The sequence below is a fragment of the Algoriphagus halophilus genome, from assembly GCF_900129785.1.
GTDB classification, from domain to species: Bacteria; Bacteroidota; Bacteroidia; order Cytophagales; family Cyclobacteriaceae; genus Algoriphagus; species Algoriphagus halophilus.
Window position 1 is genome coordinate 238,458 of the sequence record NZ_FSRC01000002.1, and the last position, 15,459, is coordinate 253,916.

The 15,459-nt window shown below is 39.9% G+C and carries 14 protein-coding genes; 6 read left to right on the top strand and 8 right to left on the bottom strand.

Annotated features, from left to right (window positions below; genetic code table 11):
- The first annotated feature begins 3 nt into the window (after positions 1–3).
- The 4 genes from BUR11_RS13025 (at position 4) to BUR11_RS13040 (ending at position 4,844) form a co-directional block, all read left to right on the top strand.
- Entirely contained in the window at positions 4–894 is an 891-nt protein-coding gene (locus BUR11_RS13025) for a dihydrodipicolinate synthase family protein (protein ID WP_074225431.1), read from the top strand.
- A gap of 121 nt (positions 895–1,015) precedes the next feature.
- Positions 1,016–2,470, top strand: coding sequence for an aldehyde dehydrogenase (NADP(+)) (locus BUR11_RS13030; protein WP_074225432.1), 1,455 nt, complete (start codon positions 1,016–1,018; stop codon positions 2,468–2,470).
- Between the two features lie 87 nt (positions 2,471–2,557).
- Positions 2,558–3,562, top strand: a complete 1,005-nt coding sequence (locus BUR11_RS13035) for a 4-hydroxyproline epimerase (RefSeq protein WP_074225433.1) — start codon at positions 2,558–2,560, stop codon at positions 3,560–3,562.
- A 34-nt stretch (positions 3,563–3,596) separates the two neighbouring features.
- The gene (locus tag BUR11_RS13040) at positions 3,597–4,844 is read left to right on the top strand and encodes an NAD(P)/FAD-dependent oxidoreductase (protein ID WP_074225434.1); all 1,248 of its coding nucleotides are present in this window, start codon (positions 3,597–3,599) and stop codon (positions 4,842–4,844) included.
- A gap of 77 nt (positions 4,845–4,921) precedes the next feature.
- Here BUR11_RS13040 and argJ read toward each other — a convergent pair whose 3' ends face one another.
- Genes argJ through argB form a run of 4 tightly spaced genes read right to left on the bottom strand, consistent with a single transcriptional unit; the run spans position 4,922 to position 9,202 of the window.
- Positions 4,922–6,133, bottom strand: a complete 1,212-nt coding sequence (gene argJ, locus BUR11_RS13045; RefSeq protein ID WP_074225435.1) for a bifunctional glutamate N-acetyltransferase/amino-acid acetyltransferase ArgJ — start codon at positions 6,131–6,133, stop codon at positions 4,922–4,924.
- Positions 6,134–6,144: 11 nt separating this feature from the next.
- Positions 6,145–7,188: an N-acetyl-gamma-glutamyl-phosphate reductase gene (gene argC / locus BUR11_RS13050; protein WP_074225436.1), complete on the bottom strand. Its 1,044-nt coding sequence runs from the start codon at positions 7,186–7,188 to the stop codon at positions 6,145–6,147.
- A 1-nt stretch (position 7,189) separates the two neighbouring features.
- Positions 7,190–8,386: an aspartate aminotransferase family protein gene (locus BUR11_RS13055; RefSeq protein ID WP_317045268.1), complete on the bottom strand. Its 1,197-nt coding sequence runs from the start codon at positions 8,384–8,386 to the stop codon at positions 7,190–7,192.
- Positions 8,387–9,202, bottom strand: coding sequence for an acetylglutamate kinase (argB, locus tag BUR11_RS13060; RefSeq protein ID WP_074225437.1), 816 nt, complete (start codon positions 9,200–9,202; stop codon positions 8,387–8,389).
- Positions 9,203–9,695: 493 nt separating this feature from the next.
- On the opposite strand from argB, the gene BUR11_RS13065 reads away from it, so the two are divergent.
- Both BUR11_RS13065 and BUR11_RS13070 read left to right on the top strand, forming a co-directional pair.
- A complete protein-coding gene (locus BUR11_RS13065) occupies positions 9,696–10,100 on the top strand; it encodes a DoxX family protein (protein ID WP_074226126.1) in 405 nt (134 codons plus the stop codon).
- 385 nt (positions 10,101–10,485) lie between these two features.
- On the top strand, positions 10,486–11,400 hold the full coding sequence (locus tag BUR11_RS13070; RefSeq protein WP_074225438.1) for a TolB family protein: 915 nt from the start codon (positions 10,486–10,488) through the stop codon (positions 11,398–11,400).
- A gap of 429 nt (positions 11,401–11,829) precedes the next feature.
- Here BUR11_RS13070 and BUR11_RS13075 read toward each other — a convergent pair whose 3' ends face one another.
- From BUR11_RS13075 to BUR11_RS13090, 4 genes are all read right to left on the bottom strand, one after another.
- On the bottom strand, positions 11,830–12,633 hold the full coding sequence (locus BUR11_RS13075; protein ID WP_074225439.1) for an alpha/beta hydrolase: 804 nt from the start codon (positions 12,631–12,633) through the stop codon (positions 11,830–11,832).
- Between the two features lie 11 nt (positions 12,634–12,644).
- Positions 12,645–13,763: an alcohol dehydrogenase catalytic domain-containing protein gene (locus tag BUR11_RS13080; protein WP_074225440.1), complete on the bottom strand. Its 1,119-nt coding sequence runs from the start codon at positions 13,761–13,763 to the stop codon at positions 12,645–12,647.
- Between the two features lie 135 nt (positions 13,764–13,898).
- Complete coding sequence (locus BUR11_RS13085; protein ID WP_074225441.1) at positions 13,899–15,140, bottom strand: NAD(P)/FAD-dependent oxidoreductase; 1,242 nt, start codon at positions 15,138–15,140, stop codon at positions 13,899–13,901.
- Between the two features lie 8 nt (positions 15,141–15,148).
- The gene (locus BUR11_RS13090) at positions 15,149–15,457 is read right to left on the bottom strand and encodes a 2Fe-2S iron-sulfur cluster-binding protein (RefSeq protein WP_074225442.1); all 309 of its coding nucleotides are present in this window, start codon (positions 15,455–15,457) and stop codon (positions 15,149–15,151) included.
- Positions 15,458–15,459 lie beyond the last annotated feature (2 nt).

The following is a 15,459-nucleotide window of genomic DNA, read 5'->3' on the forward strand; positions in this document are numbered from 1 at the left end:
GATATGAACTGGAAAGGCGTATTCCCTGCGGTAACTACTAAATTCCATGCGGACGGAAGTCTAGATATGGATTTGTTTTTCAAAAACATTGATTTCCAATTGGAATCAGGAGTACATGGAATTATCCTTGGCGGAACTCTTGGAGAAAGCTCTGTATTGAGCCAAGAGGAAAAAATCACTTTGACCAAAGAAACGGTGGATTATGTTGCAGGTAAAGTTCCTGTCATCCTAAACATCGCTGAAGGTGCTACCCAAGACGCATTATTCTGGGCTGCTAAGGCAAAAGAACTAGGTGCTTCAGGATTGATGATGCTACCTCCAATGAGATATGCTGCTGATGCCAGAGAAGTAGTCACTTATTTCAAAACTGTAGCAAATAGTACAGACCTACCGATTATGATCTACAATAATCCAGTGGATTATAAAACATTAGTGACGATTGACATGTTTGCTGAGTTAGCAGACTGTTCTAATATTCAAGCAATCAAGGAATCTACTCGTGACATTTCTAATGTTACCAGAATGATCAACAGATTTGGTGACCGTTTCCAATTATTATGTGGTGTAGATACACTTGCGATGGAAGAATTGTTAATGGGAGCTGTAGGATGGGTTGCTGGATTAGTTTGTGCTTTCCCAAAAGAGACCGTTACTATTTTCAATTTAGTCAATGAAGGAAAAATCGAAGAAGCTCGTAAGATTTATCGCTGGTTCCTGCCATTGCTAGAACTAGACATCCATCCAAAATTAGTTCAGTACATCAAATTAGCTGAACATCATTGTGGAATCGGATCTGAACATGTTCGTGCACCGAGATTGACGCTAATAGGAGAAGAAAGAGAACGAATTGAAAAAATTATCAAAGACGGAATTGCCAATAGGCCTAGTCTTTAATCATTAAGTTGTAATCGCCAGAATAAAAAGTCAGGGCTTAGGAACAAAAATTGTAACTTAAGCTCTGGCTTTTAGCTTAATGAATTTTCTTATCTGATAACCTTTTCAATTTTAAATTTCTATGAATCTCGATACAATATTTTCCGCAGCTCAAGAAGCATTTCTATCCTATAAAAATTTACCTGCCGGTAAGAAAGCTGATTTCTTGGAAAAAATCGCTGAAATACTGGAGGAAAACAGAAGTGCTATTGTTCTGATGGCTGTGAGAGAATCTAATCTTCCGGAAGGAAGAATCAATGGGGAGCTTGGAAGGACTACTGGCCAAATAAAACTTTTTGCATCTCTAGTTAGAGAAGGAAGCTGGTTGGAAGCGACTATTGATCCTGCCGATCCTAATCGAACTCCATTACCTAAAGCAGATATTCGAAGAATGTTGACTCCATTAGGCCCTGTCGTGGTATTTGGAGCAAGTAACTTTCCTTTGGCATTTTCTACTGCAGGAGGTGATACGATTTCTGCATTAGCAGCGGGTTGCCCTGTGGTATACAAAGGACACCCAGCACACCCTGACACCTCAAAATTTGTGGGAGAATGTATTTCTCAGGCAGTAATAAAATCAGGCTTACCAGCCGGAGTGTTCACACACGTAGAAGGTGGAGTAAAAATGGGGCAAGACTTGGTCAAACATCCATTGGCGAAAGCAGTAGGTTTTACTGGTTCTTATGGAGCAGGAAAATCCCTTTTCAATATTGCTAATGATCGTAAAGAACCTATTCCCGTATATGCGGAAATGGGTTCGGTTAATCCAGTTTTTGCTTTTCCTGAGCGATTAGAAAATGAATTGGTACCGATGGCTCAAAGCTACGTAAGCTCACTTACTTTAGGAGCCGGTCAATTCTGTACCAACCCAGGATTAATCTTTGTTCCAAGAGCATTGGCATCAAGATTTGAAAATGCAGTATCTGAAGCCTTGCAATCTGCGGCAGCTGGCCCAATGTTGCATGAAGGAATTGCTTCCTCCTACTATACGGCCATTGAAAATCTTCAAGCCCGTCCAGAATTAAAATGGGTAAAAGTTCCAGATGCCAAGCACCTTATCAATGTCAGTCCTGCATTGGCAGAGATTAAAGCTTCTGACTGGATTGCAGATGATCTCTTCCAAGAAGAAGTATTTGGTTCCTTTGCCTTGATGGTAGTCTATGAAGATGAAAGTGAATTGATTCAGATAGCCAAAAAACTTCACGGACAATTAACTATCACCCTTTGGGCGGACAAATCTGAATTGAAAGCTCAATCTGAACTGATCAACCTTCTAGAAGAAAAATGCGGAAGATTGTTGTTTACAGGTGTTCCTACAGGAGTAGAAGTTGGCTATGCGATGCAACATGGTGGGCCTTTCCCTTCTACTACGGATTCTAGAAGCACTTCTGTTGGGGCGCATGCCATTAAGCGTTTTGCAAGACCAATTGCATTCCAGGACATGCCTTCTGAATTGCTTCCGGACGCCCTGAAAGACGAAAATCCTTTAGGTATTATGAGACAAGTGAACGGGAAATTCACGTCAGATAAAATTTAATATTCCAAGACCTTAGAGGGTGTTTGAAATGGATAGTTCAGTTTATCATACCCAAACGCTCTTCAAGGTATAATTGCGCACTAATTCATGTCAACAAGACACACTTTCTCGTGCATTGATGCACATACTTGTGGGAACCCTGTTCGGGTAGTATCAGGAGGTGTCCCATTTCTAAAAGGGGATAACATGTTGGAAAAACGACAGTTTTTCCTTGAAAACTATGACTGGATTAGAACAGGATTGATGTTTGAACCCCGAGGTCATGATATGATGTCGGGTTCCATGCTTTTCCCTCCACACAACCCTGAAAATGATGTTGCTGTATTGTTTATCGAAACCAGTGGATGTTTGGCCATGTGTGGCCATGGAACCATCGGGACAGTCACCATCGCCATAGAGGAAGGATTGATATATCCTAAAACCCCTGGACAATTAAGACTTGAAACTCCTGCCGGATTGGTACTGGTAGAATACAAGCAGGAAGGTAGAAAAGTGAAGTCCGTCAAACTCACCAATGTCAAAAGTTTCCTCGCCTCAGAAGGGCTGGAAATAGAATCGGATGAATTAGGAAAATTGACGGTGGACGTAGCATATGGAGGAAACTTCTATTGCATCGTGGATCCTCAGGAAAACTTTCCAGGACTGGAGCATTTCAAGGCGGAACAATTAATCTCAATGGCCCGCTCACTTCGGAAAAAGATGAATGAGAAGTACGACTTCATCCATCCCGAACATCCTCAAATTCGAGGATTATCGCATATCCTGTGGACAGGTAAAACTTTAGACCCTACTAGCACTGCAAGAAATGCTGTATTCTATGGAGATAAAGCCATCGATCGATCACCATGTGGAACAGGTACCTCTGCTAGACTTGCACAATGGTATTCCAAAGGACTATTGAAGCCTGGAGAGGACTTTATTCATGAAAGCTTTATCGGATCCAAGTTCATAGGAAGAATAGAAGAAGAAACAGAAATTAATGGTAAACCAGCGATCATCCCAAGCATTGAAGGTTGGGCCAAAGTGTATGGGTACAATACCATCCTTTTGGACGATGATGATCCTTATGTACATGGATTCCAAGTAATATAAATTGTACCAAGTACCAAGTACTTGAAGCTAAATTATGAAACCAACTATCATCATTGGAGGCGGAATTACGGGGTTATTTACCGCTTATTTTCTTCAAAAAGAGGGGGTCGAAGTTCAGATTATTGATCAAACTGACCTACAGGCCAATTGTTCTACTGGAAATGCAGGGATGATTGTACCAAGTCATATTATCCCATTGGCCGCTCCTGGCATGATCAGCAAAGGCATATCTTGGATGTTTTCTTCCAAAAGCCCTTTCTATATTCAGCCAAGATTGGATGCCAAGCTTTTAAAATGGGGACTGCTTTTCTACAAAGCAGCTAACCCTGCCCATGTAGAGCGAAGCATCCCTTATTTGAAAAATCTAAGTCTACTCAGCAAAGCACTTTATCTTGATTTTAAGGAAGAGCATCCAGAATCTGCTATTGCATTGCAGGAGAAAGGGCTGATGATGATCTATCAAACCAAAGCTGTGGAAACAGAGGAGGTTGAATTTGCCCACTTGGCTCGCAAAAATGGCTTGGAAGCCGAAATCCTAAGCCCAGAAGATATTCAGAAAATCGAACCAAATCTTGAAGTAAATGCCAGGGGAGCTGTTTTATTTCCTGGAGATGCCCATTTGGACCCTGGAAAGTTATATAGTTTCTTAAAAAGCTATTTGGAAGAGAAAGGAGTTTCATTCCTTTCTAATACGCAGGTTCATGGCTTTGAAAAATCCCAAGGAAAAGTACAAGCGGTATTAACTGACAAAGGAAAAATCGAAGCAGAGAAGGTCATTCTTTGTGGAGGATCCTGGTCAGGGGAGTTGGCTAAAATGCTTGGTTTCACTCTTCCAATGATGGGAGGAAAAGGATACTCCTTTATTCAGGAAAACAAACCTGAGATTAAACAAGCTGCTATTTTAACTGAAATGAAGGTAGCTGTAAGTCCTTATGGAGAGCAAATCCGATTCGGAGGCACCATGGAAATAACAGGTACCAATCAAAAAATAAACCTCAATCGAGTTAAGGGGATTTACGAATCGATCAATCGCTATTACCCTGATTTCGAAGCAAAATTCCCGGAAACGGATCAAATTTGGAAAGGCCTGAGACCTTGCTCTCCAGATGGATTACCTTACATAGGTTTTGCCCCAGGATATTCCAATGTGCTGGTAAACTCTGGTCATTCCATGATGGGAGTGAGCTTGGCTCCCGCCTCTGGAAAAGTCACTGCAGAGCTTCATCAACAAAAAGATGCCAGCCTGGAAATCAAAGGATTTGAAGTAGGCAGGTTTAATTAATTCTTCCGATCTCTTTAATCTAAAAAAGGCTTCTCAGTGATCTGGGAAGCCTTTTTTAGATTCTATTATATTAAAACTTAGGTAGTATATACAGAGTTAAACATTACATAATCGGTGGTCAAATCACTGCCCCATCCTATGCCTTCTTCCTCACCTGAATTAAGCTCCAATAACACTTGAATTTGACTTTCTCTTAGTAGCTTTTTCATATAAGCTTTATCAAATTCCAAAGGATTCCCTTTATCCAAAACCTGAACAAGGTGATTCTGATCCCCAATAAATAGATTAACTTTTTTATAATTGAATGGAACACCGGCATTGCCACATGCTGCCACAATTCTTCCCCAATTGGGATCTCGACCAAACATGGCTGTTTTTACTAAGGTAGAATCTGAAATTGCCCGGATTAAGGTCCTCGCAATTTGTTCTGTTTTGGCTTTCGTTACTTTGTATTCAATGAATTTGGAAGCTCCTTCTCCATCAGAGACGATCAGTTTTGCCAAGTGAGTTAAGATCTCCAATAACTTATTTTGAAACAACTCATAACCTGGATCTTCTTTGCTAGTCACCTTTCTGTTGCCTGCCAAACCATTGGCCATTACAGCTACCATATCATTGGTAGAAGTATCCCCATCTACCGTGATCATATTAAAAGAACGATCTACGCAATAGCTTACCGCTTCTTGGAGTAGATGTTCATCGATATTAAAATCTGTTACAATAAATGCCAGCATAGTAGCCATATTGGGATGAATCATACCTGAACCTTTGGCCACGCCTCCCATATTGATGGACTCCCCTTCATGTTTGAATTCCACAAAACCTTCTTTGGCAAAGGTATCCGTGGTCAAAATGGCATTTGCAACAAAAGAACCAGCTTTCAGCTCATCACTCAATTTTGGAAGATTTACTTTCAGTCCCTCTACCACATCCTCTGTAGGAAACTCCACACCAATAATCCCGGTAGAAGCCACAATCACATCATCTTCTGGTATCTCCAAAATTTCTGCGGTAGTCTTTACCATTGCCTCCGCACCTTCTCTTCCTTGCTCTCCTGTACATGCATTCGCATTCCCTGCATTACAGATTATCACTTGAGCTTTATTATTTTTCAAATGCTTTTCCGTGATTTTGATGGGTTCTGCCCGCACTTTGTTTTGGGTTAATGTCCCTGCTGCAGCGGCGGGAACTTCAGAATATATAATTGCCAAGTCACGCTTCATTGACTTGACGCCGGTATGTGCTCCCCAACATTTAATACCTCTTACATTCGTTATATTCTTGATCATTATTTTTCCTGTTAAGGTTTAAGTGGTAGTTGATTTAGTCCTGTATCCTCTGGTAAATCAAACATTAGATTCATATTATGAACAGCTTGACTAGCCGCTCCTTTAAGTAAATTATCAATAGCCGAAAGGACAATCACACGGGATGTCCTTGTATCCCAAACAGGGAAAACATCACAAAAATGACTTCCTCTGACATCTTTGATTCCCGGAGCCTGATTCCTAAGTCTGACAAACGGTTTATCCTGATAAAATTCATGATAAATTTTTGTCAGCTTTTCTTGGTTCATTTCTCCTTTGACTTTGGCATAAGAAGTGGCCAAAATCCCTCTATCTACAGGTAATAAATGAGGTGTAAACTGTACCGTGGTAGCAGAACCCGCTAAACCACCCAATTGTTCTTCGATCTCAATGGTATGTCTATGCCCCGCAATACCGTAGGCTTTAAAGTTTTCATTCACATTGGAAAAATGCGTGGTGGCATTCGCTTTGATCCCTGCGCCAGTTAAACCTGATTTTGCATCAATGACAACCGAATCAGCCTCTATTATCCCAAGTGCATAAAGAGGTGCCAAACTCAAAATGGACGCGGTTGGGTAACAACCTGGATTCGCAACTAAATCAGCATCACCAATTTGCTTGGAAAATAATTCCGGTAGACCATACACACTGGTCTTAAATCCATCAGGATAGGTATGTTTCTTACCATACCATTCTTCATAAACCTCTTTGGAAGAGAGCCTAAAGTCACCTGACAAGTCAATGATTTTTGCTCCTTTATCCTTCCATCTGGCTACAAAGTCCATAGAAACTCCGTGAGGTAAGGCAAGAAAAATGACATCCACGTCCACTTTTTCCACCTGATCTGCACTCTCCAAAGGAATATCCAACCTGGAATAAAATTGAGGATGTAAATCAGAAAATGGTTTTCCTACATGAGATTCAGAAGTAATCATTGATATGGTTACTTCTGGATGGCTAATTAGCAATCGAGCCAATTCTGAACCCGTAAATCCAGAAGCTCCAACGATAGCAACTTTTAATTTTTCAGGATTCATCTTAGGCGTTTGTTTTAGTTTCAATTAATATTTCATCCAGTTTGTCCAAGAAAATCTGAAGCTCTTCCTGATGAATATTCAAAGCTGGGACTAATCTTAGGATATCACCTGCGGTAGCATTTGCAACAATTCCTTCTTCCAGCAATCTTTTGACTAAAGGTGCTCCAGGAGATTTTAACTTCACACCAATCATCAAACCGAGACCTCGTACAAATTCCATTTCCTCATGCTTGCCAATTAGTTCTTCGAGTTTTTCCCTTAACCAAGCCCCAGTTTCAAAGGCTTTTTTACACAATTGCTCTTCAGCTATAGTATCAATAGTTGCAATAGCAGAAGCTGCTGCCAAAGGATTTCCACCAAAAGTGGTCCCATGGTCTCCAAACTGGATCGCATCTGCAACTTTTTCATTGCAAAGCACAGCCCCGATAGGCATACCTCCACCCAGTCCTTTTGCCAAGGTCATAATATCAGGCTGCACTCCATAATGGTCTTTAGCAAACCATTTTCCAGTTCGTCCTATTCCACATTGGATTTCGTCAAAAATTAAAAGTACTCCTTGTTCGTCACAAAGCTTCCGAAGTCCTTCAAGGTACGACTTGTCAGCCGGAATTACCCCTCCTTCTCCTTGTACAGGCTCTAAGATCACAGCAGCAGTATCTTGATCGATCGCAGAAGCTATAGCTTCTAAATCGTTAAATGGAACCTGTGCAAAACCTGTCGGAATAGGTCCAAATCCTTCTTGATATTTCTTCTGACCGGTAGCAATGGTAGCCAAAGTCCTACCATGGAAGGAGTTTTCCATAGAAATCACTTTCCCCCCTTTACCATGTTTATGGGCATATCTTCTCGCAATTTTAATGGCTCCCTCTACCGATTCAGCACCACTATTGGTTAGAAAAACCCGATCTAAGCCAGAAATTTTAACCAATAATTCACTAAGTGCTACCTGCTGTGGGCTCACGAAGAAATTGGAAATATGCATCAATTCCGCAGCTTGTTTTTGGATCGCAGAAACTACTTTGGGATAGCAATGACCTACATTATTAACTGCAATTCCCGCCAATAAATCAACGTATTCTTTTCCATCTGCATCCCAAAGTCGGCTTCCTTTTCCTTTGATAAAGGCAATAGGAAACCGGTTAAAGGTTGGTAAATAATTCTCCCTGTCCTGAGTATATAAATCTTGGTTATTCATCATTTATTTGAGTGTCAGTGTAGTTCCAATTTGTTTTCCTTTAATCGCATAATCTGCAATTTGTTGAGGTTTCGTTCCATTCAGAATAATGGACTTCTTCACTCCTTCTTTCAATGCCAAAACACAGGACTGAATCTTCGGGATCATACCTCCTTGAATAGCTTTCCCCATGTATTCATTTACCTGAGATTCATTAAGTTCCTGAATGATTGAGTCAGGGTCTGGATAGTTTAAAAATAACCCATCTACATCCGTCAGTACGATAAATTGATCTGCTTTCACTGCTGCAGCCAATTTTCCTGCAAAAGTATCCGCATTGATATTATAACTTTGACCATCCGGGCCATCAGCGATACATGCTACTACTGGCACATAACCTGCATCACATAAAGTCTCCAGTAATCCCTTATCAATCTCTGTTATCTCACCTACTAAGCCTAAATCCACCAATTCCCCATTGGCGGATGTATGTTGCAGTTTCTTGGCCTGAACCATTCCAGCATCTTTTCCAGATAGGCCAATAGCTTTTAAGTTATTTTTATTGAGTGTGGATATAAGGTCGGCATTGACTTCGCCAATCAATGCTTTTTGGATTTCCGCAAAAGCATTTTTCTCCGTTACTCTCAAACCATCCACAAACTGGGTGGTAATTGCTGCTTTCTCTAGCGCTTTATTGATAAATGGACCACCTCCATGAACCATGATGACTTCAAAACCAGCTTGCTGAAGTTTAAAAATTTGCATCGCAATCTCTTCTTGCAAGTCTGAATTGACCATCGCATTCCCACCATACTTGATGAGAATTCTTTGCTTAGACATTTTTACTTTTTTTATAATAAATTGATCTTTTCCTAAAATGAATTTTCCGTTTGAATCCTCATTCCTAAAATCGATCAGAATTGAATTTCTACTGTTTAATAATGAATACTTGATTTTTATGCTATTTTAAAAGATTGAGCATAGGCTTTTTGGAACAACCATCATACCGAAAATGGCCAATTGTATAAATCAATGGTTCTATAGAAAAAATTAAAGTTCATTATTAGAATAATTCAATTACACATTATTATTTCATGAATAATGGTGACAAGCTGTCAGTAAAAACTTAAAGGACTTACTTAAAACGCCCATTTTTTCAAACCGGAATTCCCCAGGTTGGGGAAATAATTGGACATGAGTTTTTAGGGAAAATAATTTCCTTAATAATCGTCTTAATACCGATTGTTAATAATATAGAGCAGTTTCTATAAATATGGTTTTAAATGAACGCTATAATTATAAATTAAGCTATTCAACTAGAAATAGCTTAATCATGATAGATACTATATTAAAAAATGCTGGAAAATTATTGGTTCGCTTGAGCGCTGGAGCCATGATGCTTACTCATGGTATTCCTAAAATCAGCAGATTATTCGGAGAAGGTCCTGTAAGATTTCATGACCCGTTCGGACTAGGACCGGAAATATCCTTGGCATTAGCAATCATAGCAGAAGTAATTTGTACTGCTTTGATCATGGTTGGATTTAAAACAAGGCTTGCTACTATTCCCTTGATTCTAACAATGCTCACTGCTGCATTCTATGCGCATGCTGATGATCCTTTTGGTACCAAAGAAAAACCGCTATTATTTATTGTCGTGTTTATAGCCATCGCTATTATGGGACCCGGAAAATATTCTGTTGATGGGTTAAAAAAGAAAAAACGAAGCCTTTTCTAAGTCTTAGGAAATGCATGTAACTCTTTTGAAATTCCTATTAAACCAAAACAATAATTCATTGGAATCTTCTCTTGCTATTGGTATAAAAATATACCTGCTAAGAAACTGCTATCGTTTTAACAGAGTAATTTGCAATTGACATAGACAGAAACAGTTAGCCCCCTTGCACAATTTTTTATAGTCAAAAAAAACGGGGTTGACTCTTAATGAGTAGAGAAAAGAAATAAATACAACAACCTAGCCCCAAATTAAGATTATAGTAAATATCAAACGGGAAGTATGTTTGTTATCTGGATTATTTTCAAATCATTATCTTAAGTACAGGAAAGCCATCTATGCGAATAATCCCTGATGGATTTCAAGTTTTCAACCCAAAAGCAACCAGATGAAACGTATCACCCTACTCTTTTTCCTTTTAAGCAATGTCTTATTAGCGCAGGTTCCGGAAGGAAAGCAAGTGATCAGCTCTTTATACATTTATGATCTTCAATCAGGAGAATCCACTTTAATTTTAAAAGAGGAAAGACACTTTGAAGCCCCAAATTGGTCTCCTGATGGAAGATTTCTCTTAATAAACAGTGCGGGAAAATTGGAGAAAATCGGATTGGATGGAAAAAATCTAGGTACTTTAATTACCGGAGAAATCCAAAAAGCCAATAACGATCATGGATATGCTTTTGATGGAAAAACCCTATTTATTTCCAGCGGAAAACCTGATGTACGGGGAGGTTCATATATCTACAAAGTAGAAGCTGAAGGCGGAATACCTGAATTGATCACTGAACTGAGTCCATCCTATTGGCATGGAGTTTCTCCTGATGGAAAAGATGTCGTTTACTGCGCCCAGAGAAACAATAACTTTGATGTGTATAAAATTAGCACCAATGGAGGTGAAGAAATACGATTGACGTCGGAATCAGGTCTGGATGATGGCCCTGAATATTCTCCCGATGGTAAGTTTATTTATTTTAATTCCTATAGGTCTGGAATGATGCAAATTTGGAGGATGAAACCTGATGGTTCCGACCCCGAACAAATGACGTTTGACAATCATTCCAACTGGTTTGCCCATATATCCCCGAACAACAAGGTAGCAACGATCATTACCTACATCGAAGATCAAAAAGAAAGTCATCCTTTTGGCAGGCAGGTAAAGCTGAGGTTACTTGATTTGGAAACCAAAGCAGTGACGGATTTAACTGAGGAATTTTATGGAGGCCAGGGAACCATCAACGTGCCTTCTTGGAATCCTGAAGGAACCAAGTTTGCTTATGTACGATATGCGTTGAAGGATATTTAAAAAAGAAAAACGAATCAATATTGATCGGCTTCGTAGTAGAGGGAACAGGGCTCTAAAAACAACTATTTTTACAGCGTATTATACAAAAAGGGGATAGGTTTATTTTGCTTATACAATTTTAAATTTATTTGAATACTATCATTTAAAAGTGGCTCAAAACGCCCTATAAGCACTTTTGAGGCATTTGGGTTTTGAATGGTCTTTTTTCTTTTCTTTAGAATTGAATCTATTTGAATGTTTTTGGATTTTACTTCACCTCGTACTTTAGTACGTTCCGAGGGCACGAAATATAACAATAATCATCAGTTCCTAGATTACAGTTAGTTAACTCAAGCATCTTAAAATATTACTAAATCGATCAGTTGAAATTATGACCAATTTTAGAAGACATTTTATTCCAAACCCCGTTTAATCCTTGCAATAAAAGGGTTAATTTCTACAGTGGATATCAAAAAAATAAAGACTTTTTTTCAAATGCTTCCGCCAATATTCCCATTCATGACCACCGGAAAATTCTACATACTCATGGTTTACTCCCAGTTTCTTAAATTGACTATGGAGTAGACGATTTCCTTCAATCAACTCATCATTCAATCCACAATCAAAGCGGATAGCTGGTAAAGAGTCTACTTTCCTTTTTACCAAATCTATTACATCATTTTCAGTATTTCGAAGCTTATAGGATTCGAGAGATTCTTCTACAAATAAAGACATCTCCGAAAACCTAGTGATAGCACTGTGCGCGGAAATAGCAGAAAAAATCTCAGGATATTGAGTTCCCAATTTCAAAGCCCCATACCCTCCCATAGAAAGCCCCCCTATGCAGATTGGGGATTTTTCACTGGCGTTTGAAATATTCTCTCTGATTGCTTTTGGTACATCCGATACAATCCACTCCGCAAAATCCAGCTCTTGGTGAGTTAAATATCCCGAACCATCTCCCCAAAGTCCATCCGAAGGCATCGCAATAATAGCTGGTCGTATTTCACCACTTTCCATAAGTCGCTTTGCTGTCACATGTGCCCCGCCTTTCATCGCCCATACCCAAGCAGATCCATAAACTCCATGTAGCAAAATGTAGATAGGAAGGTCGGTTAGATTCTCTATCCCTTTTGGCACATAGAGGCAAATATCCCCTCTTCCTTTAAGATTTGGCGTTTTGACCGTCAAAAAACGAAGGCCTGATTGTTCAAACATTTCGTCTGACAATTCTATGGATCTAAAACTGTTCATAGCGTATAGCTTTAAGGAAATACGATAACTCCTTTGGCATTTACTCCAGCGAGCATATCATCAAATGCAAGTTGTAAATCATCCAGTTTATACTCTTTGCTGATCATTTGGTCTAGTTTAAGCTGCCCATTTTTATACAATTGCATAATAATAGGAAAATCAATCTGAGGTCGGCATTTTCCATAGAGGGGATTGATATATATTTTATCCCATTCAAAAAGTCGCATGTCTATGGTGATTTCTTCTTCGATCCCACTCACTTGTACTGCTGTCCCAGCATTTCGGATCATAGCCAAGGGAGCAGCACCCAAGGCAGGAATCGCAGTGCATTCAAAAGCATAATCGGCCCCTCTTCCTCCTAGCATCTCTTTTACTTTTAAAGAAGCACTGATCAGCCCGACATCATCTTTTTCAGCCAAAATCACTTTTGTAGCTCCAAACTCCTTCGCCATTTCCAATTTGGCTGGATTGATATCCACCGCTATGATTAGGCTGGCTCCTGAGATTTGACAGGCATTGATCACGTTCAAACCTACTCCTCCGCAACCCAAAACTACTACGGAACTTCCAGCTTTTAATTTGGCTGCATTCACAACTGAGCCATAACCGGTCATCACACCACAGCTGATAATACTGGCGGCAGAAAAATTCAAACTTGGCTCTTCTACCTTCACCACTGCTGACTCCTTAACTAGGGTATACTCGCTCAAAGTACCCAGATTAAATGAGCGCTCAATAGCATTTCCCTCCCACTTGGTACTTCCCAAAGACGCTTGTCCGGGGGTATGTCCATTTCCTCCTGCGACTACAGGAGAATTGTTTTCACAAATATGTTGATTGCCTTCCTGACATTGAAAGCAATGCATGCATGGCGTAGCCCAGTTCAAAATCACCTGATCACCAGGTTTTACATGAGTTATTTTAGCTCCAACTTTCTCTACTATTCCGGCACCTTCATGTCCCATTATTATGGGTTTGCCCCAGCTTAAGGAGTCATAATCTGTATGGCAAAGCCCAGCAGCCTTCATTTTTACCAGCACCTCATCTGAATCCGGTTCAGAAATACTGACATTACAAATGCTAAAAGTACCATCTCCTTTTGCTACAGCTGATTTTGAAATAATTGACATTGCATAAAATTTTTAAAACTCCAGAGAACACAAAGATTGGCTCAGAGGTCACAATATATTTTGCTATTATCAGTAAACTCAAATACTAAGAACCTAACCCTCAGTAAGATTACTAATATTTATGATCAAGTGAGTTTACTTACCGATTGATTTGAGTTCAACTTCAGAATTCTTCAATTTTGCTTTGTCTATCTGTTCTCCACTTTTGATAAATTTGGTACCCCAAACATAAGCTTTCGCAGAATTCACCGCGTCAACTGCCAGCAACTCATTTCCCTTAAAATACCAAATAGAGAAGACCTTTTCTGATTCTTTTCTCAAAATTACTTCCTCATAACCAGTAGATAAGCCTACCATTTGGAATTTCACTTCATATTGATCAGACCAAAACCAAGGAATCGTATCATAGAAAACATCCTTACTACAAATCGCAGCAGCAGCGATTTTCGCCTGATCCACCGCATTCTGAACACATTCCAGCCGGAGATATCGCTGGTAGTGAGGGTTGAAATGATTGGTACAATCTCCGATCGCATAGATATGCTCATCCGAAGTAAGAGTTGTTAAATCTACTCGTATTCCATTTTCCATTTCCAATCCCGATGCCGAGGCCAATTCAGAATTCACCTGAATACCCACTCCTAGCACTAGCATATCAGCAGAAAAACTGGAACCATCTGCACAAATAATCTGTGTTTTTTCACTTCCTCCCTTTATGGCAGTGACCTGCTTATTGCAGTGAATAAATACTCCATTTTCAGCATGAAGATTCTCAAAAAACAAAGACAATTCAGGCGCAGTCACACGTGCAAGCACCCTGGATTCCCGCTCCAATACCGTAACTTTTGCTTCTAACTTTCTTAAGGAAGCTGCGATCTCCAGACCGATATACCCACCACCAATGATGACTACTTCCTGACTGAAATTCTGAGAAATTTTATTCCGAATTTCATTGATATCGGCGGCTGTTCGTAACGGATAAACATGTTTTGCTTCGGACAAACCTGGGATAGACGGGATCATCGCCCGAGCTCCAGTGGCAAGGACCAGTTTATCGTAAGCTTGCCATGTTCCATTATCCAGCTGTACTATTTGAGTTTTTCGATCTATTCTCAGCGCTCTGATTTTAAGGAGTAACTGTATGTTTTCCTTGGCATAGCTTTCTGCAGACTTCAAAAGATTTAGACCTATAGCTTCGGCATTGTACAGGTAAGTTTTGGAAAGAGGAGGACGATGATAAGGCAACTCTGGATCTGAGTCCAGTAGTATTATTTTTCCTTCCCACCCTTCCTTTCGCAACGCAAATGCACAATTTACCCCTGCATGGCTTGCTCCAATGATCAAACAGATTTGATTTTTCCCTAAGTTTTCAGACATGAGCAATCTTATTTGGCAACACGAAGTACCAATCCATCAAGCTCCTCACTGATCTGCAACTGACATGAAAGACGACTGTATTGATCCGTATCATCATCCAATTCCAGCATATCTGCTTCGATTTCGCTTGCCTCACCGGTTTTCGAGATATCCTCAGGAGCCACATGAACATGACAGGTGGCACAAGAACATACTCCTCCACAATCACCGTCGATCCCTTTTATTCCATTCTCCACAGCTAATGCCATCACCGAACCCGAAAACCCTTCCAAAGTAATCCTCTGCTCATCACTCGTTATAAAGGTAATTTTTGCCATTT

Coding starts and splice junctions, on each gene's coding strand:
- BUR11_RS13025 (WP_074225431.1), top strand. CDS start 4: ATGAACTGGAAAGGCGTATTCCCTGCGGTAACTACTAAATTCCATGCG.
- BUR11_RS13030 (WP_074225432.1), top strand. CDS start 1,016: ATGAATCTCGATACAATATTTTCCGCAGCTCAAGAAGCATTTCTATCC.
- BUR11_RS13035 (WP_074225433.1), top strand. CDS start 2,558: ATGTCAACAAGACACACTTTCTCGTGCATTGATGCACATACTTGTGGG.
- BUR11_RS13040 (WP_074225434.1), top strand. CDS start 3,597: ATGAAACCAACTATCATCATTGGAGGCGGAATTACGGGGTTATTTACC.
- argJ (WP_074225435.1), bottom strand. CDS start 6,133: ATGATCAAGAATATAACGAATGTAAGAGGTATTAAATGTTGGGGAGCA.
- argC (WP_074225436.1), bottom strand. CDS start 7,188: ATGAATCCTGAAAAATTAAAAGTTGCTATCGTTGGAGCTTCTGGATTT.
- BUR11_RS13055 (WP_317045268.1), bottom strand. CDS start 8,386: ATGATGAATAACCAAGATTTATATACTCAGGACAGGGAGAATTATTTA.
- argB (WP_074225437.1), bottom strand. CDS start 9,202: ATGTCTAAGCAAAGAATTCTCATCAAGTATGGTGGGAATGCGATGGTC.
- BUR11_RS13065 (WP_074226126.1), top strand. CDS start 9,696: ATGATAGATACTATATTAAAAAATGCTGGAAAATTATTGGTTCGCTTG.
- BUR11_RS13070 (WP_074225438.1), top strand. CDS start 10,486: ATGAAACGTATCACCCTACTCTTTTTCCTTTTAAGCAATGTCTTATTA.
- BUR11_RS13075 (WP_074225439.1), bottom strand. CDS start 12,633: ATGAACAGTTTTAGATCCATAGAATTGTCAGACGAAATGTTTGAACAA.
- BUR11_RS13080 (WP_074225440.1), bottom strand. CDS start 13,763: ATGTCAATTATTTCAAAATCAGCTGTAGCAAAAGGAGATGGTACTTTT.
- BUR11_RS13085 (WP_074225441.1), bottom strand. CDS start 15,140: ATGTCTGAAAACTTAGGGAAAAATCAAATCTGTTTGATCATTGGAGCA.
- BUR11_RS13090 (WP_074225442.1), bottom strand. CDS start 15,457: ATGGCAAAAATTACCTTTATAACGAGTGATGAGCAGAGGATTACTTTG.